Raw genomic sequence first — 23,190 nt, forward strand, 5'->3', positions numbered from 1 at the left:
AGGGTGGAAGTGATTCTCTAAAATTGCTACATTGAAGAGGGCTTCCGGGGCGGTGACGTTCTGGGGGCCTTTTTTCTTGCCGCTGTTTCCTTCTCTTTCGGTCCTTTGGTACGGCTCGCTACGAACCGGCTTACTTAACGCTTACGCACACTATCCGGCTTTGTGGACACGTGGATAAGTCACCACGTTATTTCTCACTTGTCCGGCTGTTGTAACGGGCGAGCAAGGTCTCCAGCTCCTCCGTCACAAATGCCGCAAACCCTTGCGGTATATGATCGGCGAAGGTCAGAACCTGCTTTCCATCACTCGAATCCAGATGTGCAATCGCGCTTGCACCAGTATTCTTTTTATCCACAGCAGGCGCAGCATTGCGCGGAGCCAGAACAACCGGCTCTACGCGCTTGAGCAATCGCTCGAAAATACGATTGAAGCGCATATTGCTGTCCGCTGTTCCAAATGGCTCCAGCGTAATCTCATTAAGTGCGGCGGCCTGTGCTTCGCTGGTTTTGAGAAGTTCCGCAAACCTCACCCAACGCGGCCGTCCAATCTTCGGGGCCGGACCAATCGCCCGAACGATTGGATAGGGCACCGCGGCCGCAACTTGCAGGAAGCGGGTCATTTCAGCCTTGTCGATCGACAACGCATCCTGAACGAGCCCGCGCTCAAAGCCGCGCTCAACAAGATTTCGTGCAAAGAATGCACGCTCAATAAAGGAAAGATCGCGGCGCTCGGTGTTTTCCTTGCCTTGCGCCAGCACCAGTTGCACATCGCTGAGTTCACGCACAATGGCATGGACCGGCTTGCCTATGCGCTGAGCGGCACGCAGACGGCGATGACCATAGGCCGTCTGATAGTGTCCCGGCTTTTCCGGGTGTGGGCGCACCAGAACCGGCACCTGCTGGCCATTCTGGCGGATGCTTTCCACGAGATTTTCAAAATCCTCATCGAGCCCCGTCGCATGGCTCAGCCGATCTTCAACAAATGAGGTCTCGACCAGCGCAGGATCAAGTTCGACCACACGCTCGACACCTTCCAGACTTTCCTTCAGGCGGCGCGCATCCTCAATTTCGCGCGACATGCCACCGAGCGAAAGCCCCATAGCCTTGACTGCGCCTGATGCCGCGCGGGGCTTGTTTGCCTCATTGCCGATGATCGGTTGCGCTACGGGCTCAATTGGTTTTTGCTCGGGAACCGGAATGTTTTCCACCGTTCCGAACAGTGCCTTGAGCTGATCTCTGCGATTATTGCCAGTCATCATCGCGCCCTCACACCGGCCTCTTCCAGGCCTTGTAGATCAAGCCCTGGATTTCGGAGTTGACGGAAGTCAGCGATTCAATCGCGCGGTCATAGGTCGCGCGGGTGAAGCTGTCACGGGAAACTTCGTAAAGTGTTTGCTTGGTGAGGCCAGCATCGGAAAACGCCGTGGATTTGACCACCGATGAAGTCAGCACCCGGTCGCCAAACAGCGAACGCAGAAACCCGGCAATTTGCTGCTGGGGCGCATCGTTCGGCTCAAAGCGTGTAATCAGATAGCGCATGAAATCGAAATTGAGTTCGCCGCCAGCCTCACGCACGACAGCAAGCAGATCCGCCGTCATGAACAGGAACTGGCTCATCGAGGCAACATCAAGCATTTGCGGATGAACCGTCACGAGCACCGACGTTGCCGCACAAAGCGCCGAGAGAGTCAGAAAGCCAAGTTGCGGCGGACAATCGATGACCACAACATCATAATCATCAGACACCGTATCAAGGGCTGCCTGAACGCGGGCGAAGAACAATTGCTGTTCGACAGTCTGCGCCGCCCCATGCTGCCGGTCCGCCAGCATTTGCGGCGTTGTATGTTCGAATTCTTGCAATTCCAGATTGCCGGGAATGAGATCCAATCCGTCAAAATAGGTTTTGCAAATAATATCACGCAGCGGACGCCGCTCGCCATCATAGCGAATTGCGCCATAGAGCGTATCATTGCCGGTCAAATCCAACTCCGGCTGATAGCCGAACAGTGCCGACATGGATGCCTGTGGATCAAGATCAACGGCAAGCACACGAAAACCGGACATAGCCAAATGCTGGGCCAGATGCGCGCTGGTCGTCGTTTTGCCGGAGCCGCCCTTGAAATTGGTAACCGCGATGACCTGCATATGTTCATTGGCGGCAGGATCACGATGCGGCAGATAGGTTTTTGCCTTGGCACCACCGGCTTCAGCCAGATGACGACGCAATGCATTGATCTCGGCAAGCGAGTAGAGCCTCCGCCCGCCGCTACCCGTCTCCGGCTGCGGCCCCTCACCTGCTATTGAAAGCTGGCGCAAATAGCCATCGGAAACACCAATCAGCTTTGCAGCCTCGCCGCTGGTGAATTTGCGCAATGTTTTCATGGCGGTCGGCGGGAAAAGCCGGTTGCGCATGGCCTGAAGCTGCGCAGAAAGCATTTCCGCATCGGCAGCGATTGCCCTGTCGGCTGGCAAAGCAACAGGCAAGGAAGCATCGCCCACCAAAGATGGGTCGGGGTGATTTGCCTGTGCTGCATGCATCATAGTCAAGGTGATATTCCTGTACGCCCGCTAGGTCATTCCTCAGCGCAATAACAACATGCGCCGATTCGACATAAAAACCAAAGGGGTAACGCCAGTTAGAGAAATAACGTTGTAAGCCAGCACTAACACCGCATAGACTTGGTAACGTTTATTTTGCCGCAAACCCCTAAAAACCGTAACAAGGGTGCTGGAATATCCGAGTCGCGTCAAGGACTTTATAGTTAATGCAAATTAACCAATAAGGCATCCGTGCAAATCCAGTTGGAGGCTTCTCTGGACGCTCGTGATAACTGGTCCCTCACAACAGTCGGTAAGACAATAGTACCGTGGCTGACATCAGCGCTGCGGTCAGTAATCGCTTACCCGCTATGAACACTATAAACCCCTTCATGTCTCAATATCAGACCGAACCAATCGGTTCGACGTTGTAATTTCAATACAAGCCATTCGCGTCGGTGTTGACGCTCTGTCACCATCCCCTACAGGGAGAGCGCCTGTCATTTGATCAGGTCGCGTCGACCGGTGGCGAAGATTGTCTCCTCTGCGCCACCGCCTTCCATCACTCTGCCATGGGTGATGATCCCAAAGCTGCGGTTTCGCTCCGCTTCTGGCGAGCTATCGCCATGCGGCGCACCAGAACGTAGAACACCGGCGTCAGCACGAGGCCGAACAAAGTGACACCGAGCATTCCGGCAAACACGGCGATACCCATCACATGGCGCATCTCTGCCCCCGCTCCGGTAGCGATTACAAGCGGGACAACACCGGCGATAAAGGCAAGTGAGGTCATCAGGATTGGCCGCAGGCGAAGCCGGGCCGCTTCAAGTACGGCTTTCAGCGGGTCAATACCTTCATCTTCTTTCGCTCTCGCAAACTCGACAATCAGGATCGCGTTTTTGGCGGCGAGACCGACAAGCACGACGAAGCCGATCTGCGTGAAAATGTTGTTGTCGCCTCCCGTAAACCAGACACCTGCGATTGCGGAAAGCAACGCCATCGGCGCGATCAGCAATACCGCGAACGGCAACGACCAGCTGTTGTATTGCGCAGCAAGAATTAGGAACGCGAGCAGGACTGACAGCGGGAAGACGTACATGGCCGTATTCCCCGCCTGTTTCTCCTGATATGCGAGGTCCGTCCATTCGAAAGCCATTCCGGGTGGCAATATCTCCGAAGCGATCCGTTCTATAGCTGCCGTCGCTTGCCCGAACGAATATCCGGCTGCCGGGCCACCGCTGATATCGGCCGACGGAAAACCGTTATAATGCATGACCCGATCTGGTCCCGTGCTGTGTTTGATGGTCAGCAAGGCTGACAACGGGATCATTTCACCCGCAGCATTCCGCACCTTAAGTTGCCCTATGTCCTCCGTTTGCATTCGAAACTTCGCGTCCGCCTGGACCATCACGCGGTAGGTGCGACCGAACCGATTGAAGTCATTCGCATAAAGTGAGCCAAGATTGACCTGCAAGGTCTCGAAGATCGTGTTGAGCGGCACGCCCTGCGATTTCGCCTTAACGCGGTCAATGTCCACCTGCACCTGGGGCGCATTCACCTGGAAGCTAGCAAGCATGCCAGCGAGTTCGGGTGCCTGCATGGCTTTGGCCATAAATGCGCCCTGCGCCTGCGCGAGTGCCTCGAAGCCTAGCCCCGCCCGGTCCTCGATCTGGAACTTGAACCCGCCCGTTGCACCAAGGCCGGGAACAGGTGGTGGCGGGAAGATGCCGGCAAAACCGTCGGGTATCTGACTGAACTTGCCCATCAAACGACCTGCAATCGCAAAGGCGGACAAGGAAGGATCCTTACGCTCATCGAACGGCTTGAGCATCGTGAATATTACGGCAGCGTTGGGGATGTTGACCATGCCATTAACCGAGAGGCCCGGAAACGCGACGACGCTTTCTACGCCCGGCTCGGCAAGCGCGAGCTCCGACATTTTCTTGACGACCGCCTCCGTGCGATCAAGCGAGGCTCCGCTCGGCAGTTGAGCGATACCTACAAGATAATACTTGTCCTGAGCCGGTACGAACCCGTTGGGGACAGCCTGGAAACCCATCCATGTCATTCCGACCAGACCGGCATAGATGAGCAAGACGAGCCCGCTGAACCTGACAGCCCGGCGCACCGACCGGACATAGGCATTCGAGGCGCTGTCGAAAAAACGATTGAACAATCGGAAGAACCATCCGAACAGAGTGTCAATCAGGCGGGTCAGCAGATCGCGCTTCACGTCGCCATGGTGCGGTTTCAGGAGTACGCCCGCAAGCGCAGGAGAAAGGGTGAGAGAGTTGATCGCCGACAGGATGGTCGAGATTGCAATGGTCAGGGCGAACTGCCTGTAGAACTCTCCTTGCAAACCGGACAGGAAAGCTGACGGAATGAACACGGCCGACAGCACCGACGTAATGGCGATAATCGGTCCGGTCACTTCATCCATGGCCTTGCGTGCTGCTTCCTTTGGCGTTTCGCCGAGTGCAATATGACGCTCTACGTTCTCAACGACCACGATAGCGTCGTCAACCACGATACCGATCGACAGCACGAGCCCGAACAATGACAGCGTGTTCAGCGAAAACCCGAACATATACATCAGGGCGAATGTGCCGACCAACGACACCGGCACAGCAACCAAAGGAATGATGGAAGCACGCCAGGTCTGAAGGAAGAGGACGACAACGATCACGACGAGTACGATAGCCTCGAGCAGTGTGATGACCACGGCTTCGAGGGAAGCCTCGACGAATACCGTCGGGTCGTAGGCAATGCGGTACTCTATACTTTCAGGAAAACCTTTCTGTAGCTCTTCCATGGTGTCGCGAATGGCGCTGGAAACTTCGAGCGCGTTCGCACCCGGGCTCTGGATGATCTGGATCGCCAGTGCCGGCTTGCCATCAAGAAGACTGCGAAGAGCGTATGCGTCCGCGCCAAGTTCGATCCGGGCAAGATCCCGCAAACGGGTGACCTGGCCGTCGGTTCCCGTCTTGACGACGATATCGCCGAACTGCTCTTCGTTTGAAAGCCTGCCAAGGGTGTTAACCGTGACCTGGAATGCTGCCGAGGTATCAGGCTGCTGACCGACCGAGCCGGCGGCCACCTGAACGTTCTGCTCCTGGATCGTCGCCACCACATCGGAAGCTGTCAAACCGCGCGCCGCCACCTTGGCCGGGTCAAGCCAGATCCGCATCGAATACTCCCCAGCACCCCAAATCACCACGTCACCTACACCCGGCAAGCGTGCGAGCTGGTCGCGCACCTGCAGAAGGGCATAGTTGGAAAGATAGAGAGGATCGTAGCGTTCGTCCGGCGAGACGAGATGCACGACCATCAGAATGTCGGGTGATGTCTTCTGGGTCACAACGCCGATGCGCTGCACTTCCTGCGGAAGCCGCGGGAGAACCCGCGAGACGCGGTTCTGTACCTGGATTTGCGCCATGTCAGGATCGGTGCCCTGCTGAAAAGTCACCGTAAGTGTCATACGTCCGTCCGTCGCAGCCTGCGAGCTCATGTAAAGCATGTTCTCAACGCCGTTGATGGCCTGCTCGAGCGGTGCAGCAACTGTTTCAGCGATCACCTCGGGATTTGCTCCCGGATAACTCGCCGTAACCTGCACGGTTGGCGGTGTAACCTGTGGATATTCGCTCAGCGGCAGCTTCAAAAGTGTCAGACCGCCGGCAATCAGCATCAGGACAGACAAAACAACCGCAAAAATCGGCCGGTCGACGAAAAACCGAGGAATATTCATCGACGCGCCTCCTGCGTAATCGTCGCGGATGGTTCGACACTGGCGGATTGCCCCGTCACCATCGAAATTATTTGCGGCACCACTCGCATACCTGGACGGACGAGCCCCTTGACGATGATTTTGTCTCCTGGATTAAGCCCGGCTGACACAACACGCAGACCATCAATCATGGGTCCGATTTCCACCGGGCGGTATTCAGCCTTGTCATCAGCTCCGAGTACCAGCACGTAACGGCGTCCCTGATCGCTGCCGATCGCCTGATCATCGACGAGCACCGTCTGGGCCGGTTCGGCGGTAACGAGGTTAACGCGTGCAAAAAGACCAGGTGCCAAACGACCATCAGGGTTGTTTACCACAGCCCGAGCGCGAATCGTTCCGGTGCTCCGGTCTACGCGGTTGCCGAGAAAATCGAATTCTCCGGAATGCGGGAAACCGGCGTCGGTCATCAGCCCCACATGCACCAGCATTTTGCCGGAAGTCTTTCCGGTTTCGATTGACCGCGCCCGTACCACGAGGTCCAGATAGGTCGCTTCGTCAATATCAAAATAGACATAAAGAGGATCGGTCGAGACGATCGTGGTGAGTATTGTCGCCGCTCCAGCCTTGTCACCCGCGACAAGGTTGCCTTCATTGACGAGCACACGATCGACTCGCCCGCTGATCGGAGAAGTGACGCGCGTGAAGGAAAGATCGAGCTCGGCAGCGGCCACCGCCGCGGCCGCTATCTCAACCTGGGCCTGGCGCTGTTGGCGCGCAGTTTGGGCATCATCAAAAGTCTTGCGTGATACCGTCCCGTTAGGTGCCAGTGTTTCGACGCGCTTGAAATCAATCTTTGCCTGATCGAGCATGACAGCCGCCTGCTGCAACTGAGCTTTTGCCGCGTCCACGGCAACCTGAAATGGTCGGGGATCAATCTGGAACAAGAGCTGATCTGCGCGCACCAGTCCGCCCTCAGGAACCGTCACCGTGTCAATAACCCCTCCGACCCGTGGACGAAGTTCAATAAACTTGGTTGCTTTGAAATGACCCGTGAACTCTCTGGCAAGCGCCACTTTGCGCGTGACGACCTCTGCCACCGGCACCTGCGGGGCTGGCATTTCGCCTGGTGAGGCAGCAGCTTTGGACACGGGTTCCTTCGTTTCATGCCCCAGAGTACGGCTGGTATAAGGCTCCACTTCGTCGCGATATACGTAGGCAAGAGTGCCGGCGGCAATGACAACACCCGCCAGAAGGAGGGCGGCTTTCTTATTCATTTCGTTTACCTTTGTAGGAGGCGCGCGATCCAGACTTGCGGGAGATAGTGCGCTCGGTTATTGCGAAGGTGCGGTTTCCAACGATGGAAAGGTCAAGCCCATTGAGAAGTTTTTTTCCCACAGGGTACCCTTACACGTCGTCATGCGCGGCAGCGGACGGCACGTGACCCATTTCGCCAATACGGTTCGAGGAAGTTCGTGTCAGGGAACACCGTGAATTGGTGTTCCCTGAACCAGCAATGAGGGAGCAGCCGGGCTTATCGGCTCCAATCAATGGCTCTCGGCTGGAACCAAGGGGCGCGAAGACTTGCCTTCGTCCGTGCCACTGCCGGTCTGTTTCGCGCCTTTAAAGCGGAGTAGTCGTAGCGCGTTCAGCGTCACGAGGGCCGTCGCGCCGGTGTCGGCAAGCACGGCGATCCACAGCCCCGTGATCCCGAGGATGCTTGTGATGAGAAACAGGCTTTTGAGCGCCAGCGCAAAAATAACATTCTGGTGAATGTTGGCCATTGTAGCGCGCGAAAGTGCCACCAGGTGAGCGACATCGGTGACGCGGCTTTTCAGCAGGGCAGCGTCCGCCGTCTCGATAGCCACATCGGTTCCACCGCCCATAGCGATGCCGACATCCGCGGTCGCAAGAGCAGGTGCATCGTTAATGCCGTCGCCAACCATTGCCACTTTGGCCTTCCGCTTCATCTCATTGACGAGATCGAGCTTGTTCTGTGGCAGCAACTCAGCTTTCCAGTCGATCCCAAGATCCTTGGCGATGGACTGCGCGGCTCGGCGATTGTCGCCGGTCAGCATGACGGAGCGAATCCCCATTGCCTTGAGTTGGGCAACACCTTCACGCGCATCACGTCGGGGTTCGTCGCGCAAGGCTACGAGGCCGAGCACCTCCCTCGCCTGTTCGTCAAACAGAACGGCGACGGTATTTCCGCTTTCCTCGAGCTTCTCGATGGTCTTGCGTTCCAATGGTCCGAGGTTTGCCACTTGTGCGGCATGGGTAGGCGAACTGACCGCCAGGCGGAGGCCTTTCACTGTGGCATGCACCGCCTTGCCAGCTGTGGCGGAAGCGTCGGTTGCGGGTGGGATAGCGATCCCGGCGGCTTCCGTATGTCCTATGATCGCTTTCGCGAGCGGGTGATTCGAACCGCTCTCCACTGCCGCGGCGAGGGCAAGGACGTTCATCTCGTCACCTTTCCCGAATGCAAACACTTCTGTTACGCGCGGCTTCCCCTCGGTCAACGTGCCTGTCTTGTCGAAGGCTATGGCAGTCACCTTGCCTATAATTTCGAGCGCATGGCCTCCCTTTATAAGGAGGCCGCGGCGGGTGCCGACCGCCAGACCAGAGGCAATCGCGGCTGGCGTGGATAGGACCAGCGCGCAGGGGCAGGCGATCAGCAGAAGCGCGAGACCGCGATAAAGCCAGGTGTACCAATCTTCTCCCATGGCTACTGGTGGCACTGTGATGATCAGAGCAGCATCAGCATCACCGCAGGCGTATAGTAGCGACTGAACTTCTCGATAAATCGGGCCGTTGGTGCCTTGGATGATTGAGCCTGTTCAACGAGATGGATGATACGCGAGATCGTGTTGTCGGCCGCCGTTTTCTCGACGCGAACCTGGAGGACACCGTCGACGTTGATAGAGCCAGCGAATATGCTGTCGCCCTTTGCTTTTTCCCGCGGCATGGATTCTCCGGTAACAGCAGACTCGTCGAGGCTGGAAGTTCCCAGAATGATTTGCCCGTCAGCGGGTACGCGATCGCCCGGACGCACCAGCACAAGATCGTTCACGCGGAGGGAAGCCGCAGCAATGCCGCGCTGGCCGCCGTTGGGGTCGAGTAGAACCGCTGTCTTGGGTACGAGTGACGCAAGTGCCTTGATGCCTGCCCTCGCCCGACCTGCCGCTACACTTTCAAGAAGCTCGCCGACGGCGAACAAAAATACCACCGCGGCCGCCTCTTCCGCTTCACCGATAACAAGAGCGCCCACGGCAGCTACCGACATCAGTGTTTCTATCGAGAACGGAGATCCGGAGACTGCGAGCGCGAAAGCCTTGCGGGCGAACGGGATGACTCCTGCGACGACGGCAGCGGCAAAAATCCATTCAGCATAGAGCGGGATGAACTGGGCGATCGCATAAGCTGAGCCCATCAGCAGGCCGAGAGCGACAACATGCCTGCCCTTACGCGTTTGCCACCAGCTTTGATTGCGCATCGGCGGTACAGTGGCCGCCTCAAGTTCGACGTCGTGGCCGGCATCAAATGATGATGATAGCTGGCGTGTTTCCGACACCCCGAAGCCGAGACTTTTTATCATCTTCTCAATGTCGGAGACTTTCGTGACCGAATTGGTAGCAAGCGTAAGCTGAAGCATCTCTGTCGTGAAATTCACGCGAACGTCCGAAACGTCGTTGATGCGGGCCAGCGCAACCTCAATCTTGCCGACGCAGCTGGCGCAATCCATACCCTCGATCCGCATCGAAACATTGGGCAGGGAGTTCGCGTCCGTGTGAGGAACGGGTGCTTGCGCAGCGTGACTGTGTCCACTGCAGTCACCCCCATCATGATCATGATCGTGCCCATGGTGGTGGTCATGCTCGTGGTTGTGATCATGGTCGTGCTTGTGGCCGTCGGTTCCACACCCGGACGATGGGTCCTTCTTTCCCTGGTCGTGGTCATGATCATGGTTGCCGGAGCATCCTCCGGCATGGGAGTGTCCGCGCTCGGCTTGCATTAAAGGCGTGGCGGATGCCGGCAATGCCGTAACGTCAAATCCCAGCGAACGGATCTTCTTGGCAATGTCCTTCGCTGTCGTCTTGCTGGCAGGGTCTCGCGAAAAAGACAATGTCTCGGTGGCGAAGTTGACGGCCACGTCTGAAATTCCACCCATACGACCCAACGCAGTTTCAATCTTCCCGACGCAACTTGCACAATCCATGCCGTCGACGTGAAAGCCGAGCCGTTCCCCTACTCCCGCCGTTGAAAGTTTTTTCGTCATTCTGATTCTCCTTCTCGCCGGAGCAGTCGGGCGTATCGCCTTTAGGGACCTGCATGGCTTCAATGGGAATCAATACCAACACATGAATAACTATTCAAGTGTTGGTATTCGAAATATCTCTGGTCTGTCCGCGTGTATGTCTGGACAGCACCCCACGATCGAGAATGACGTTCGCAGACTGTTCAGGAATAGGTCAAGCCCCAAGCACAGGTGTCCGCCCTGATCACTCGTCCGCATGATCTTCCGAGATGTGCGTCGCCATGTCCTGTAGCACCTGGCTGACGTGCTGGTCGGCTATCTCGTAAAAAATCTGCTTTGACTGACGTACGCCGCTGACGAGACGTGCTCCCCGCAAAAGGCGAAGGTGATGGCTGACAAGGGATAAGGACAGATCCAATCTTTCTGCAATCTCGCTCACAGATATCGGGCCGGCCAGACAGCTCAAAATTATCTTCAAACGAGACGGATCGCCGAGCAGGCGAAAGGTTTCCGCCAGAATCGTAATTTCGTTCGGAGATAAAGAGGATTGATCCAGCGACTGAACGGGCACCCCGGCGGTCGCGGAGCTTTCAATGTCGTTCTGTTTCACTTTGTGGGCTTTAGGCTTAAGAGGTGTCATGGGGCTCAAACTACCTGTACAGAAAAGATGCTCGCTGAATTGTTCACAGTGAGACGCAGCCCACCATGATAATGAAATACCATTACAGGAAGAACGAGCAATCGCAATGCGTCAGCAAGTGCCTCCCGGCCGGCCAGCTCTCGATTCACTCCCGATATTCCCGGACTGGCCAAATGCCTTTTGAAACAGCCCTTGACCTTACAAGCGCTGGAAGCCGCACCCTCTAGTCACTGTGCTCTACCCGGCAGATCTCCACACGGTCGGCGCGAGTGAACCCGCATCAGTTTCATAGAAGGCAAGAACATGACGGAAGTCAGCATACGGAGCATTCTCATCTATACGACCCCAACTTGTCCAGATTGCCATGCACTCAAGCAGTGGCTTAACCAGCAAGAAATCGCCTACGAGGAACGCGATCTTACCAACCCGCAGATCGCCGCGGAGGCAAAAGAGCGGACTGGCGTGCGGGTAGCGCCGATCACAATCGTCGGTTCCGAAATGTTTTACGGAACATTCCAGAATCAGAAGCCGGGTATCATCAGAGCGCTTGGATTGACGCAAGGACGTGTGGAGAAGCGGGCATGACCGCCAAACTCGTTCAGATCCGCCAGTCTCGAATCACCTTTGGAGTCCAGGACAGTCAGACCATCCTTGACGCAGCACTTGCCGCCGGCATTCCCTATCCGGATGGATGCCGATCCGGACGCTGCGGCTCCTGCAAGTCCCGGTTGATCGAGGGTTCTGTGGAACTGCTTCAGCATTCGCGCTTCGCGCTAACCGATGAGGACAAAAAAGACGGGTTTATCCTGGCTTGCCGAGCGTTGCCTCAGACTGATGCGGCGGTTGCATGGCTCGGCAACGACGACGAGGTCCCGCCTCCACAACGCCTTAACGGCGTTGTGACCTGCCTTGATGATCTCACCCACGACATCAAACTGGTCCGGATTGCGCCCGAAGATGGCGCTCCTTTGCTGTTTGTCGCCGGCCAGTATGCCCAGGTGGGATTCAGTGGAGTCCCTCTCCGCAGCTACTCCATGGCCAACTGCCATGGCGATGATGGCTTGGAGTTCCACATTCGGCGTGTTCCCGGCGGCATCACCTCGGAGCATGTGCATAGCGCGTTGACTATCGGCGATAAAGCAACGCTTGAGTTCCCCCTTGGCTCTTCTTTCCTACGCCAGCATCATTCCGGCCCGATCCTGTGCATCGCGGGGGGCTCCGGGATAGCGCCAATTAAATCAATTGTGAAAACTGCTCTCGCCCATGGCATGAAGCAACCAATCCATGCCTACTTCGGCGTCCGGGCCGAGCGCGATCTCTATCTTGTCGAGCATTTTACCGCCCTCGCCAGACGGCATCCCAACTTAACCTTCGCACCCGTACTGTCCGAGGCGCAGTCCACTCAATTCAGAAGAGGGTTCGTCACGCAGGCCGTGGCAGAAGATCTTTCCGATCTCGACGGCTGGAAGGCCTACGTTTCTGGTCCCCCACCGATGGTAGACGCGGCAATGGAGGTCGCTTTTGCGCGCGGATTGCGCAAGGAAGACATGCATGCCGACGTGTTCTTTACCCCGGAATAGCTGCCGACGCCAATTCCGGCCTAGTAGTGCTGCCCCCGGGCAATAAGGTCCTTACTCGAGCGGAATGACAAAGACTCGCCGCGAATATAATCGCGGCGGGCCTTTATTTCATTGCCTGATACAGACTAGGCCTGCACGTCGACCGTACCCATCATACCAAGCTGTTCGTGCTCAAGGATGTGGCAGTGATACATGCGCGGCCCCGGCAGGTCTTGACGAAGCAGTATCCGCACCGTTTCGCCAGCCACGATGTTTACAGTATCCTTCCACGCGCGATAGGATGGCTTCGTGACCTTCCCATCCTTTTCGTGCTCCATGATCTGAAACTGCGTCCCATGCACATGGAATGGATGATCCATATCCGCCTGATTGACGACTTCCCAGAGCTCGACCTGCCCGACTTTTGATACTTCGTCTATGCGGTTCATGTCGAAGCTGACACCGTTGATCAGGAACTTCATCTCCATGCTGTCGGAAGGCATAGACATGTTGGAGTGATCCATCCCCTGCATCGGCATGCTGCCATGATCCATTCCGCCCATCGTTTCCGTCAGCGCAAAACGGCGTGTGACAACGGGGCTTCCGAGCAATTCGATCGAGCGCAGCTTTTCCGGTATGGCCGGCGTCGCAGCCACCGCCTCATTTGATACGTTGGCCGTCAGCAGGATCATGCCGGCCTCATTCGGCTTGCCGGATCCCATCCAACCGCGCTCATATTCGAGCGTAGTGAGCTTTGCTGCTCCCGGTTTGTCGAAGGAAACGATCAATTCAATGCGTTCGGCCGGCGTGAGCAGCAGTTCGTCGACGGCGACAGGCATTTCGATGAGGCCGCCATCTGTTCCAATAATGGTCATGCTGGCGTTCTCGAACTTGAGCCGCAGGAACCGGGCATTCGTCGCATTAAAGAGACGCAAGCGGCGCTTTTCGCCAAGCGCTACGGTCATCGTCGGGTTCTTCTGTCCGTTTACCAGCACATGGTCGCCGACGCGGCCATTCATAAAATCGGCCATGGTACTATCCGGCATTGTTCCGTCCGCGGCGATCCTCAGGTCGGTGAGCATAAGGATCGTGTCGCCGTAGTGCGGCGGGACAGGATCATCCATTGGTTTGACCAGAAAGATACCGGCAAGTCCGCGATAGACCTGCTCGGCTGTAAAACCATGCGGATGGGGATGAAACCAATAAGAAGCTGCGCTGCCCTCTGGCAGTTCGAACGCATAGATGCGCTCACCACCAGAGGTAACAGGGTCACCGGGATTACCATCCTGATCGGCTGGGACCGGCATGCCATGCCAGTGGATCGTTGTGGGTTGATCAGGAATCCTGTTCTTGAAGATGATCTCGACTTTATCGCCCTCATTTGCCTCGACGACAGGGTTTGTACCATTATAAAGAAGAACAGGCGTATCAAGTCCTTCAACGAACCGCATCACGCCTGGTTCTGCTACGAGCTCAGCTTTGAATAGTCCGGGCACACCCGACTGATTGACCAGACGTGGCAACTCCTTCAGCGCCTGCCCCTCCGGCAAAACGGGATTGGCGACCGTTGTGGGCATATTGTGATCACCATGGCCGCTCATGCCACCCACATCATGCTTCATCTGGGCAGTCGCAGGCCCGGCAACAACGAGTCCCGTAAGGCTCGCCAGAAAAGTTCGCCGATGCATTTGTCCTCTTCCTCTCAGTTATTCGACCGTCTACGGCGAGACCGCTCGACGATGTCTTTCGGTTTTTCTTTGTCAAACGCGACGCTGATAGTCACATGTCGGATCTTACTCGTCGCGTGCCGTGAGCCATTTCTTCATCATGGCGATCTCGCCTTCCTGGGACTTGATTACTTCGTCGGCTAGTTTGCGAACCTCGGGATCCTTTCCATGTTCAAGCACGATTTTTGCCATATCGATCGCGCCCTGATGGTGCGGAATCATGCCGCGCATCAAGTCGATGTCGGCATCGCCGGTGTACTCGACCATCATGTCCTTATGCATTCCGTCGTTGACGGCTATGTAAGCTTTCGTCGACGGATTGCCGGAGGTCGACATGTTCATTCCCGGCATATTATGATCTTGCATGGCATTGTCCTTTTTCATTTGGCTTTGTGCGATCGCTAGGCTGGCACTGATGGCGAGCGCTCCGGCGATGAAGATGGGGGTGAGCCTGTTCATGATCGCGCTTCGCTTCAGTTCACGACTGCTGGATAGCCAGCTTCTTCGAGAACGCTTAGAAGGGCAGCCGAAGTAGCAAACGTTTCGACCTTGACCAGGCGCGCGCCGGGATTGGTCTCGATTTTGGCATCGGGATCGACTGACTGAATCGCCTTGGTGACGGATTTTGCGCAACTCCCGCAAGTCATACTTTCAATTCTGAGTTCCATAGAAGTTCTCCTTGGCCTGAGTGCCATGATCATGAAATGGGGCTTCCAACCATGGCAAGGTCAAGGGCACCGACGTCGAATTTTTGCTATTGACCTTCCCATGGTTGGAAGCCCCATCTTGAGTCCGAACCTGAATTTCGGAACAAAAAGGAGGCGGCTATGAATGCCCCCGTTCGAACGACCAACTTATCCGGGACGATTTCGCTACCTATCGAGGGTATGACCTGCGCGTCCTGCGTCAGCCGTATCGAAAGAGCCTTGAAAGCAGTCCCCGGTGTAGATGCCGCGTCGGTCAACCTGGCGACGGAACGTGCGAGCATCACAACCGAATCAGCCGTCCCTCGCGCAAAGCTTATCGAGGCTATCGAAAACGTTGGTTATTCCGTGCCGGAAAAGTCATTAAGTTTGGCTGGTTCGATAGAGCTATCCATTGAGGGCATGACCTGCGCATCCTGCGTCGGCCGGGTCGAGCGGGCGCTGAAGGCTATTCCCGGCGTGACTGAGGCTGTGGTCAATCTGGCGACGGAGCGCGCGACGGTCAAGGGAACAGCAGATACAGCGAACCTGATCGCGGCGATCCAGGCTGTTGGTTACGAGGCGCAGGTCATCGGCGGAACAGACAGCAAGAGCGGTGAAGACGATAACGCGGACCGCGCAGAGAAGAAAGAAACAGAGCGCCGCGAGCTGACCCGTGACTTCATTATCGCTGCAGTGCTTACCGCGCCGATCTTTCTGATTGAGATGGGGTCCCATCTCATTCCTGGCGTGCATGGCCTCATCGAATCAACGATCGGCATGCAGTGGAGCTGGTACATCCAGTTTACACTGACAACGCTTGTGCTCTTCATTCCAGGCATTCGTTTCTATGAAAAGGGCCTCCCGGCGCTTTGGCGTCTTGCCCCTGACATGAACTCACTTGTGGCCGTTGGCTCACTTGCTGCCTATGGGTATTCACTGGTCTCAACCTTTGCCCCTGGGTTTCTGCCAGCCGGTACGATCAACGTCTATTTTGAAGCAGCCGCGGTCATCGTTACGCTTATTCTGCTCGGCCGCCTGCTTGAGGCACGTGCCAAAGGAAGGACTTCAGAAGCGATAAAGCGCCTGGCAGGCCTTCAAGCCAGGACAGCGCGCGTCCGCAGGGAGGGAAAGACGGTCGACCTGCCTATTGGCTCGGTCGTTACCAGCGATATAGTCGAGGTTCGCCCCGGAGAACGTCTGCCCGTCGATGGCGAGGTGGTCGAAGGCAACAGCTATGTAGACGAGTCGATGATCACAGGGGAGCCGGTTCCGGTTTCAAAGTCGGTGGGTAGTGAAGTCGTCGGCGGGACAGTCAACCAGAAGGGCGCATTCGCGTTTCGCGCAACGGCGGTCGGCGGCAATACTGTGCTTTCGCAGATCATCCGCATGGTTGAAGAAGCTCAAGGCTCCAAACTGCCAATTCAGGCGCTGGTTGACAAGGTCACCATGTGGTTTGTACCGGCCGTCTTCGCGGTAGCGGCGCTGACCTTTGCCGCATGGCTCACCTTCGGTCCGTCTCCCGCGCTCACCTTCGCATTGGTCAATGCTGTCGCTGTTTTAATTATCGCCTGCCCGTGCGCCATGGGTCTGGCGACGCCGACCTCGATCATGGTGGGAACCGGCCGCGGTGCGGAACTTGGTGTTCTGTTCCGCAAGGGTGAAGCGCTCCAGTTGCTGAAGGACGCCAAGGTTGTGGCGCTAGATAAGACCGGCACATTGACCGAAGGCAAGCCTGCCCTGACTGATCTGGAACTGGCCGCCGGCTTCGATCGCTCGATTGTTCTTAGTCTTGTCGCTGCTGTCGAGGCCAAGTCGGAACACCCGATTGCCAGCGCGATCGTGGACGCCGCCACCAGGGAAGGTATTTCGCTGCCGGCCGTGACGAACTTCGAATCGGTGACGGGCTTCGGCGTCAAGGCCAAGGTCGACGGCAAACGCGTCGAGATCGGCGCAGACCGCTATATGGTCGAACTCGGCTATGACGTGGCAGCGTTTGCCAAGGTTGCCGAGCGTCTGGGCAACGAGGGCAAGTCGCCCCTGTATGCCGCAATCAACGGCAAGCTCGCGGCGATCATCGCCGTTGCCGACCCGATCAAAGACGGCACGCCTGCGGCAATCAAGGCCCTGCATGATCTCGGCCTCAAGGTAGCGATGATCACCGGCGACAATACCCGCACGGCCAAGGCTATAGCGGCTCGGCTGGGCATTGATGAAGTGGTGGCGGAAGTACTGCCTGACGGCAAGGTCGATGCGGTCGGCCGCCTGAGGGAGACGTACGGCAAGGTCGCCTTTGTCGGCGACGGCATCAACGACGCCCCGGCTTTGGCGGAGGCTGATGTGGGGCTTGCCATCGGCACGGGTACGGACATTGCGATCGAGGCGGCGGATGTCGTACTGATGTCGGGCAGCCTGCAGGGAGTACCGAACGCGATCGCGCTGTCAAAGGCGACGATCGGCAACATCGGGCAGAATTTGTTCTGGGCGTTTGCCTACAACACGGCCCTGATTCCGGTTGCAGCGGGTCTTCTTTATCCGGCCTATGGCATCTTGCTGTCGCCAGTCTTTGCCGCAGGCGCGATGGCCTTTTCGAGTGTGTTCGTGCTGGGCAATGCGCTTCGGTTGCGCACGTTCAAAGTGGCTGACTAACAGACCACAGCGGTCGATCCCATATCTTGATCGACCGCGGCTCTTTAAAGGAGAGAATTTATGAATATCGGACAGGCATCAAAAGCATCGGGCGTCTCGGCCAAGATGATTCGTTATTATGAACAGACAGGCCTCATTCCGGCGGCGGACCGAAAGTCTTCCGGCTATCGCGATTACTCGAGCACCGATGTCCATATGCTGCGCTTCATCCGCCGGGCGCGAGACCTCGGTTTTTCGGTTGCCGCGATCAGCGATCTTCTCGGGCTGTGGCGTGACGATACCCGGCAAAGCGCAGAAGTAAAACGCTTGGCGCAAGGTCACATCGAAGAACTGGAAAAGAAGATAAGGGGTCTCCAGGAGATGTCCAACACGCTCACAATGCTGGTGAATGCTTGTCATGGTGACCGCCGCCCGCATTGTCCGATATTACAGGGACTGGAGACCGATCCAGAAGATGAAGACATGTCGATCTCTCCTCGCAGGGGAGCTGTCGCAGAGCTATCACAAAAAAGGATTTGATCTACTTCACATGCGAGGCCACGGAGTAGCGCATGTGGCTGATTATTCGGCCGAGCCAACAGCCAGCGTCTGGCAAGACTTCGTCCATCTCGAACATTTTATCCATTTTGCGAACACAGAGAGTTTGCTGTCCGCGCAGCTATGGCATGGCCAGCATCCGCTCCATCAACGACATGACCATGGCCTTGACCTCGGCCGCCAGCCACGTTCCCGCGCTTGAGGCCCCTCTCACCGTGGCCTATACCCCCACTCTAATCCAAGCAATTGGCCGACAGTATGCACGTCCTTGTCGCCGCGGCCCGAAAGATTGACGATCATGATTTTATCCTGAGCCATTTTGGGTGCAATCTTCACCGCATGGGCAATCGCATGCGCCGATTCCAGCGCAGGAATAATGCCTTCCGTCCGGGTTGTCAGCGTAAAGGCGTCCAGCGCTTCATTGTCGAGGATCGGAACGTAGGAAACCCGGCCGGTATCACGCAGCCATGAATGTTCAGGACCAACGCCCGGATAATCGAGACCGGCGGAAACCGAATGGCCATCGAGAATCTGGCCATCGGCGTTCTGCAACAGATAGGTGCGATTGCCATGCAAGACGCCCGGCCGGCCTGCGCTCATTGATGCGCAATGTTCTTCGCCGTCCAATCCGCGCCCACCTGCTTCAATGCCGATAATCTCAACGCTCTTGTCGTCAAGGAATGAATGAAACAGCCCGATTGCATTGGAACCACCGCCAACAGCTGCGATAATCGTATCGGGAAGGCGGCCTTCACGCTCCAATATCTGCTCGCGGGCTTCTGTGCCGATAACCGACTGGAAGTCGCGCACGAGTTCGGGATAGGGATGGGGACCTGCCGCAGTGCCGATCAGGTAATAGGTGTCATCGACATTGGAGACCATGTCGCGCAGGGCTTCATTCATCGCATCTTTCAGCGTGCCATGACCTGATGATACGGGCTTGACCTCGGCGCCCAACAGTTTCATGCGAAAGACATTTGGCTTCTGACGCTCAACGTCGGTCGCGCCCATATACACCACACAAGGCAGGCCGAACCGCGCGGCCACGGTCGCCGAAGCAACGCCGTGCTGACCAGCGCCAGTTTCGGCAATGATACGGGTCTTGCCCATACGCTTGGCAAGAAGAATCTGGCCGAGGCAATTATTGATCTTGTGGCTACCCGTGTGGTTCAGGTCTTCGCGCTTGAAGTAAATCTTGGCGCCGCCATCCAGACCCTGATCTTTGGCCAGCTGACGCACATGTTTGGTCAGGCCTTCCGCATAATAGAGCTTTGAGGGCCGTCCGGCATAGTGGGTCGAGAGTTCCTGAAGCTCGGCCTTGAAGGACGGATCATTCATTGCGCCATAATAGGCCTGCTGGAATTCAAGAATGAGCGGCATTAAGGTTTCGGCAACGAACCGTCCGCCGAAAATGCCGAACATGCCCTCTTCGTCGGGGCCTGTCTTGAATGAATTGGCGTCAGTTAAGGCTGTCAAGTCGGGTTCCCTTAAGTTTGTCATCGAACGCTACCATCGCTAGCCTATAAAAAAGCTTGCCCGCTGGGAGAACAGAGCACGCTCTAATCGTTATTAGTGGACTGTGAAGAAATCGTTTGGGTTAGCGAGACATCATCTGCACCACAAGGCAACGATCACCATCAAGGCTGCAAAAGTGGTTGCCAAGCTGAGCCTTGAACATTTCATGCTCCATCACTGTTATTTCGTTTCCGAAAGGTATAACGGATCGGTGACAGCCACGTGAATTGAATGGTCCTTTCGCAAGCGATTTCTGTTACCTGGTAACAGGTGGGACTAGGATCAGTGGAGGTGTGAAAGTCCTGGACAATCGCACTTAACTGACGACCACAAAGGCTGCCAATGGATGTCGGCGTCTCGAACCGTTCGAGCTTGCGGTGTTTTCCGAGACATCACTTTGCAGTCACGAAGGACCCCGCCACGGCACAATCCACTGAATTGCAAGCAGTTTCAACGACATCGGCCACAGCAAATGAGATCGACTGAGAATCTTGAGGGGAGCTCATCGGAGGTGCTGGCGGCATCGGCATCGGCTTTGCCATCGCTTCCGCTGACGTCGCCTTGAGCCAAGTTTGGCTTTACGGATGTGCTCGCGTTCGCGTTTCGATCCATGGACTATTTTCCGCATTGGCTCCGCATACAGATCATGATGCCAAGAAACCGCCATTTCGATGTAATGGGCCATCTGACGACACTGCGCCGTTATGCCCGCTCGCTTACCCATAGGCGACGTCGATGCCGAGGATCTCGTGCATGATGCACTTGTTCGTACCTATGAAAAGCGCGCAAGCTTCCAAACCGAGCGTAATCTGCGGGCATGGCTTCTCTCATTGACTCGCGAGAGCGGAACACCGTTATGCAAGGTTTGCCATCCCAAGAACCAGGCCAACCGCTGCGCACCCAGCGAGAACTGTCACCGGGCCGAGCTTGAACCGGAACACCGCGATAAGAGCAGCCAGCACCAGCGCCGCAGCAGGCAGGTTCAGTGTGGACCAGGCGGGCGCATCGATATTGAGGCCGAAGGACGTGATCGTCCGTACCTCACCGAAAACAACATGCAGACCAAACCAGACTGCAAGATTCATGATCACACCCACGACGGCGGCTGTGATCGCCGTCAGGGCTGCTGTCAGCACTTTGTTGTCGCGCAAGCGCTCGATAAAAGGGGCGCCTAGGAATATCCAGAGGAAGCACGGCGTGAACGTCACCCAGGTCGTCAGAAGGCCACCCAGCGTTCCCGCCATCAACGGTGATATGCTGCCCGCCTCGCGAAAGGCTCCCATGAAGCCCACGAACTGCGTCACCATGATAAGTGGCCCGGGCGTGGTCTCGGCCATGCCGAGCCCGTCCAACATCTCGCCGGGGGCGAGCCAGCCGAAGTTCTGCACCGCCTCTTGCGCGACATATGCCAAGACTGCATAGGCGCCGCCAAAGGTCACTACAGCCATAACGCTGAAGAATCCTGCGATCTGGGCAAAAACGTTGGCCGGACCGAAGACGGCGAACAGCAGGGCGACTGGAACCAACCAGAGCACGAGGAACACCACCGAGACGCGAAACGCCCAGCCTCGGTTAACCTGCGTGTGATCCGGCGATTCCTCGCCCAGCAGGGTGCCGGCGTCATCGATTTGGACCTTGCTCACCTTGCCGTGTCCGCCGCCGCCATGGAACGCGGCCAGGCCCGCACGCGCACCGAAAAATCCGAGCAACCCAGCAATCAGGATGATGAACGGGAAAGGCACGGCGAAGCCGAAGATCGCCACAAACGAGGCCGCGGCGATGGCGACCATCGCGCTGTTCTTCAGGGCGCGCGAGCCGATGCGGATGACCGCCTGCACGACAATCGCAAGCACCGCGGCCTTGAGCCCGAAAAACAGCGCCTCGACCGGCCCGACATTGCCGTAGAGCGCATAGATCCAGCTGAGCGCCATGATCGACACGACGCCCGGCAGCACGAACAGTATCCCCGCGATGATGCCGCCCAGCGTGCGGTGCATGAGCCAGCCGATATAAACGGCGAGCTGCATTGCCTCCGGGCCAGGCAGCAGCATGCAGTAATTGAGCGCATGAAGAAAACGCTTCTCGCCCAACCAGCGCTGCTCTTCGACGAGAATCCGGTGCATGAGTGCAATCTGGCCGGCCGGACCGCCAAAGCTCAGCAAGCCGATGCGGGCCCAGATGCGAGTGGCCGTGGCCAGAGTTGGATATGCGTGCTCCTGCATCATTCTGCCTTCGGCTTGTTCGTGGGCCAGTTGTGGGTCTCGTCGGTTGCATCCCGCGCCCAGCGATAAAAGGCGTCATAGAGCAGCAATCCAGCTTCCAGTTGCTCCAGATCGTCGGAATACATCCGCGACAGGCCGAGCGAAGCCGCGAGGAGACCGGCCGCCTCGGGTGCGAGATCGAGCCGGGCTGTATCGGCGCCGCGGACGACGGTCGCGAGCCGGTCGAGAGCGGGAGTGTTCAGGCCGAACTCGGCCAGCATCACGTCGAAGGTGCAGTCCTCGCCCCGGTGGCTCCAGAACACATCCTCGATGTCGAAGGGCGCAGCGTTGTAACGTTCGGCGACGCCCACCACCTCTGCGGGCGCCACGAACAGGATGATCGCACGGGGGTCGAGAAAGCGCCGGATCAGCCAGGGACAAGCGATGCGGTCGATCTTCGGACGCGACCGGGTGACCCAAATGGTGCGGCCTTGCGCGTCTCGCGCGGGCAGCTTGGCAGGGTCGATCAAGGGGAGGCCGGCCGCGCGCCAGGCGTCGAATCCGCCCTCGAGATATTCCGAGGAGCAACCCTCGGCGCGCAGCCAGGCGGCCGTGCCCTGACTGCGCCGGTGGCCGGCCTGACAGACGGCGATCGACGGCTGTCCTCCGAGCTGCGGCGCGAGGGCGGCGAGCGCCTGGTCATCGATCCGGGTGGCGCCAGGGAGCAACCGTGGATCGGCGGCGACATCCTCCTCGGACCGCACGTCGAGCAAGAGCGGAGCTCTAGGGGTTCCGATGATGCGGGTAAGTTTATCGAACGAAATGGCATTGGGCGCAGGCATATGCGTTCCTCCGTCTCCGGGGTTAATGTGGAACGCGATCTTCGGCTGGCGCCTCGTGGGGAGCTCGCAATCCCCATAATTTTAGATACGAAAGACCGGGCAGCACGTCAAGAACTCTATATGCGCGTCAGCATATAAGTCGTGAAGTCGAAATACGGCCTTGGCCGCACGTGCCCAGATGAAAATCGACTGGTCACAAAGCGGGGATTCCGCGCGAAGTATATTGCTCCACCAACACGGAGCACGGAAATGGAAAAATCCGATCATACATGCCTTGATCAGTATCTCGCTTCATTCGAAGAAAGCCTTGCATCCAGAAAATAC

The 23,190-nt window shown here is 57.2% G+C and carries 17 protein-coding genes and 1 pseudogene; 5 read left to right on the forward strand and 13 right to left on the reverse strand.

Annotated features, from left to right (window positions below):
* Positions 1–187: 187 nt before the first annotated feature.
* The 7 genes from repB to ACYJL1_RS20210 all read right to left on the reverse strand — a co-directional run bounded on the left by repB (position 188) and on the right by ACYJL1_RS20210 (position 11,153).
* Complete coding sequence (gene repB, locus ACYJL1_RS20180) at positions 188–1,255, reverse strand: plasmid partitioning protein RepB (protein ID WP_460899177.1); 1,068 nt, start codon at positions 1,253–1,255, stop codon at positions 188–190.
* A gap of 10 nt (positions 1,256–1,265) precedes the next feature.
* Positions 1,266–2,546, reverse strand: a complete 1,281-nt coding sequence (gene repA / locus ACYJL1_RS20185) for a plasmid partitioning protein RepA (protein WP_460898784.1) — start codon at positions 2,544–2,546, stop codon at positions 1,266–1,268.
* A gap of 553 nt (positions 2,547–3,099) precedes the next feature.
* Positions 3,100–6,282: an efflux RND transporter permease subunit gene (locus ACYJL1_RS20190; RefSeq protein WP_460898787.1), complete on the reverse strand. Its 3,183-nt coding sequence runs from the start codon at positions 6,280–6,282 to the stop codon at positions 3,100–3,102.
* Positions 6,279–7,535: an efflux RND transporter periplasmic adaptor subunit gene (locus tag ACYJL1_RS20195; RefSeq protein WP_460898789.1), complete on the reverse strand. Its 1,257-nt coding sequence runs from the start codon at positions 7,533–7,535 to the stop codon at positions 6,279–6,281. Before ACYJL1_RS20195 ends, ACYJL1_RS20190 begins: the two co-directional genes overlap by 4 nt.
* A gap of 270 nt (positions 7,536–7,805) precedes the next feature.
* Positions 7,806–8,996 (reverse strand): heavy metal translocating P-type ATPase, encoded by a 1,191-nt coding sequence (locus tag ACYJL1_RS20200; protein ID WP_460898791.1) that lies wholly within the window; start codon positions 8,994–8,996, stop codon positions 7,806–7,808.
* 8 nt (positions 8,997–9,004) lie between these two features.
* Positions 9,005–10,534 carry a heavy metal translocating P-type ATPase gene (locus tag ACYJL1_RS20205; RefSeq protein WP_460898793.1) on the reverse strand — a complete coding sequence of 510 codons (1,530 nt, stop codon included), beginning with the start codon at positions 10,532–10,534 and terminating at the stop codon, positions 9,005–9,007.
* Between the two features lie 223 nt (positions 10,535–10,757).
* Positions 10,758–11,153: an ArsR/SmtB family transcription factor gene (locus ACYJL1_RS20210; RefSeq protein ID WP_460898795.1), complete on the reverse strand. Its 396-nt coding sequence runs from the start codon at positions 11,151–11,153 to the stop codon at positions 10,758–10,760.
* Between the two features lie 303 nt (positions 11,154–11,456).
* On the opposite strand from ACYJL1_RS20210, the gene ACYJL1_RS20215 reads away from it, so the two are divergent.
* Both ACYJL1_RS20215 and ACYJL1_RS20220 read left to right on the forward strand, forming a co-directional pair.
* Positions 11,457–11,738 (forward strand): glutaredoxin family protein, encoded by a 282-nt coding sequence (locus ACYJL1_RS20215; RefSeq protein ID WP_460898798.1) that lies wholly within the window; start codon positions 11,457–11,459, stop codon positions 11,736–11,738.
* Positions 11,735–12,733: a 2Fe-2S iron-sulfur cluster-binding protein gene (locus ACYJL1_RS20220; RefSeq protein WP_460898800.1), complete on the forward strand. Its 999-nt coding sequence runs from the start codon at positions 11,735–11,737 to the stop codon at positions 12,731–12,733. The genes ACYJL1_RS20215 and ACYJL1_RS20220 overlap by 4 nt, the downstream gene beginning before the upstream one ends.
* A gap of 125 nt (positions 12,734–12,858) precedes the next feature.
* On the opposite strand, the gene ACYJL1_RS20225 is transcribed toward ACYJL1_RS20220, so the two are convergent.
* The 3 genes from ACYJL1_RS20225 to ACYJL1_RS20235 all read right to left on the reverse strand — a co-directional run bounded on the left by ACYJL1_RS20225 (position 12,859) and on the right by ACYJL1_RS20235 (position 15,107).
* Positions 12,859–14,400, reverse strand: a complete 1,542-nt coding sequence (locus ACYJL1_RS20225; protein ID WP_460898802.1) for a multicopper oxidase family protein — start codon at positions 14,398–14,400, stop codon at positions 12,859–12,861.
* A gap of 105 nt (positions 14,401–14,505) precedes the next feature.
* Complete coding sequence (copM, locus tag ACYJL1_RS20230; protein WP_460898804.1) at positions 14,506–14,898, reverse strand: CopM family metallochaperone; 393 nt, start codon at positions 14,896–14,898, stop codon at positions 14,506–14,508.
* Positions 14,899–14,912: 14 nt separating this feature from the next.
* Positions 14,913–15,107: a heavy-metal-associated domain-containing protein gene (locus ACYJL1_RS20235; protein ID WP_460898806.1), complete on the reverse strand. Its 195-nt coding sequence runs from the start codon at positions 15,105–15,107 to the stop codon at positions 14,913–14,915.
* A 159-nt stretch (positions 15,108–15,266) separates the two neighbouring features.
* Here ACYJL1_RS20235 and ACYJL1_RS20240 point away from each other — a divergent pair, with 159 nt between their 5' ends.
* A complete protein-coding gene (locus tag ACYJL1_RS20240; RefSeq protein ID WP_460898809.1) occupies positions 15,267–17,771 on the forward strand; it encodes a heavy metal translocating P-type ATPase in 2,505 nt (834 codons plus the stop codon).
* Between the two features lie 60 nt (positions 17,772–17,831).
* Complete coding sequence (gene cueR / locus ACYJL1_RS20245; RefSeq protein WP_460898811.1) at positions 17,832–18,290, forward strand: Cu(I)-responsive transcriptional regulator; 459 nt, start codon at positions 17,832–17,834, stop codon at positions 18,288–18,290.
* A gap of 228 nt (positions 18,291–18,518) precedes the next feature.
* On the opposite strand, the gene trpB is transcribed toward cueR, so the two are convergent.
* Positions 18,519–19,730 carry a tryptophan synthase subunit beta gene (gene trpB, locus ACYJL1_RS20250; RefSeq protein ID WP_460899178.1) on the reverse strand — a complete coding sequence of 404 codons (1,212 nt, stop codon included), beginning with the start codon at positions 19,728–19,730 and terminating at the stop codon, positions 18,519–18,521.
* Between the two features lie 797 nt (positions 19,731–20,527).
* Between trpB and ACYJL1_RS20255 the strand changes: the two are divergent.
* A pseudogene (locus ACYJL1_RS20255) lies at positions 20,528–20,611 on the forward strand (hypothetical protein); the annotation flags it as partial.
* A 66-nt stretch (positions 20,612–20,677) separates the two neighbouring features.
* Here the strand turns inward: ACYJL1_RS20255 and chrA are convergent.
* A complete protein-coding gene (gene chrA / locus ACYJL1_RS20260; protein WP_460899179.1) occupies positions 20,678–22,045 on the reverse strand; it encodes a chromate efflux transporter in 1,368 nt (455 codons plus the stop codon).
* Positions 22,045–22,866: a chromate resistance protein ChrB domain-containing protein gene (locus ACYJL1_RS20265; protein WP_460898813.1), complete on the reverse strand. Its 822-nt coding sequence runs from the start codon at positions 22,864–22,866 to the stop codon at positions 22,045–22,047. The genes chrA and ACYJL1_RS20265 overlap by 1 nt, the downstream gene beginning before the upstream one ends.
* Positions 22,867–23,190: the final 324 nt, after the last annotated feature.

It is taken from the genome of Phyllobacterium sp. K27, assembly GCF_054796155.1.

Excerpts from the sequence above, each read along its gene's own strand:
- chrA (WP_460899179.1), bottom strand. The coding sequence starts at position 22,045 with ATGCAGGAGCACGCATATCCAACTCTGGCCACGGCCACTCGCATCTGG.
- cueR (WP_460898811.1), top strand. The coding sequence starts at position 17,832 with ATGAATATCGGACAGGCATCAAAAGCATCGGGCGTCTCGGCCAAGATG.
- ACYJL1_RS20215 (WP_460898798.1), top strand. The coding sequence starts at position 11,457 with ATGACGGAAGTCAGCATACGGAGCATTCTCATCTATACGACCCCAACT.
- ACYJL1_RS20225 (WP_460898802.1), bottom strand. The coding sequence starts at position 14,400 with ATGCATCGGCGAACTTTTCTGGCGAGCCTTACGGGACTCGTTGTTGCC.
- trpB (WP_460899178.1), bottom strand. The coding sequence starts at position 19,730 with ATGTTCGGCATTTTCGGCGGACGGTTCGTTGCCGAAACCTTAATGCCG.
- ACYJL1_RS20210 (WP_460898795.1), bottom strand. The coding sequence starts at position 11,153 with ATGACACCTCTTAAGCCTAAAGCCCACAAAGTGAAACAGAACGACATT.
- ACYJL1_RS20240 (WP_460898809.1), top strand. The coding sequence starts at position 15,267 with ATGAATGCCCCCGTTCGAACGACCAACTTATCCGGGACGATTTCGCTA.
- ACYJL1_RS20195 (WP_460898789.1), bottom strand. The coding sequence starts at position 7,535 with ATGAATAAGAAAGCCGCCCTCCTTCTGGCGGGTGTTGTCATTGCCGCC.
- ACYJL1_RS20235 (WP_460898806.1), bottom strand. The coding sequence starts at position 15,107 with ATGGAACTCAGAATTGAAAGTATGACTTGCGGGAGTTGCGCAAAATCC.
- ACYJL1_RS20265 (WP_460898813.1), bottom strand. The coding sequence starts at position 22,866 with ATGCCTGCGCCCAATGCCATTTCGTTCGATAAACTTACCCGCATCATC.
- ACYJL1_RS20220 (WP_460898800.1), top strand. The coding sequence starts at position 11,735 with ATGACCGCCAAACTCGTTCAGATCCGCCAGTCTCGAATCACCTTTGGA.
- copM (WP_460898804.1), bottom strand. The coding sequence starts at position 14,898 with ATGAACAGGCTCACCCCCATCTTCATCGCCGGAGCGCTCGCCATCAGT.
- ACYJL1_RS20190 (WP_460898787.1), bottom strand. The coding sequence starts at position 6,282 with ATGAATATTCCTCGGTTTTTCGTCGACCGGCCGATTTTTGCGGTTGTT.
- repB (WP_460899177.1), bottom strand. The coding sequence starts at position 1,255 with ATGACTGGCAATAATCGCAGAGATCAGCTCAAGGCACTGTTCGGAACG.
- ACYJL1_RS20205 (WP_460898793.1), bottom strand. The coding sequence starts at position 10,534 with ATGACGAAAAAACTTTCAACGGCGGGAGTAGGGGAACGGCTCGGCTTT.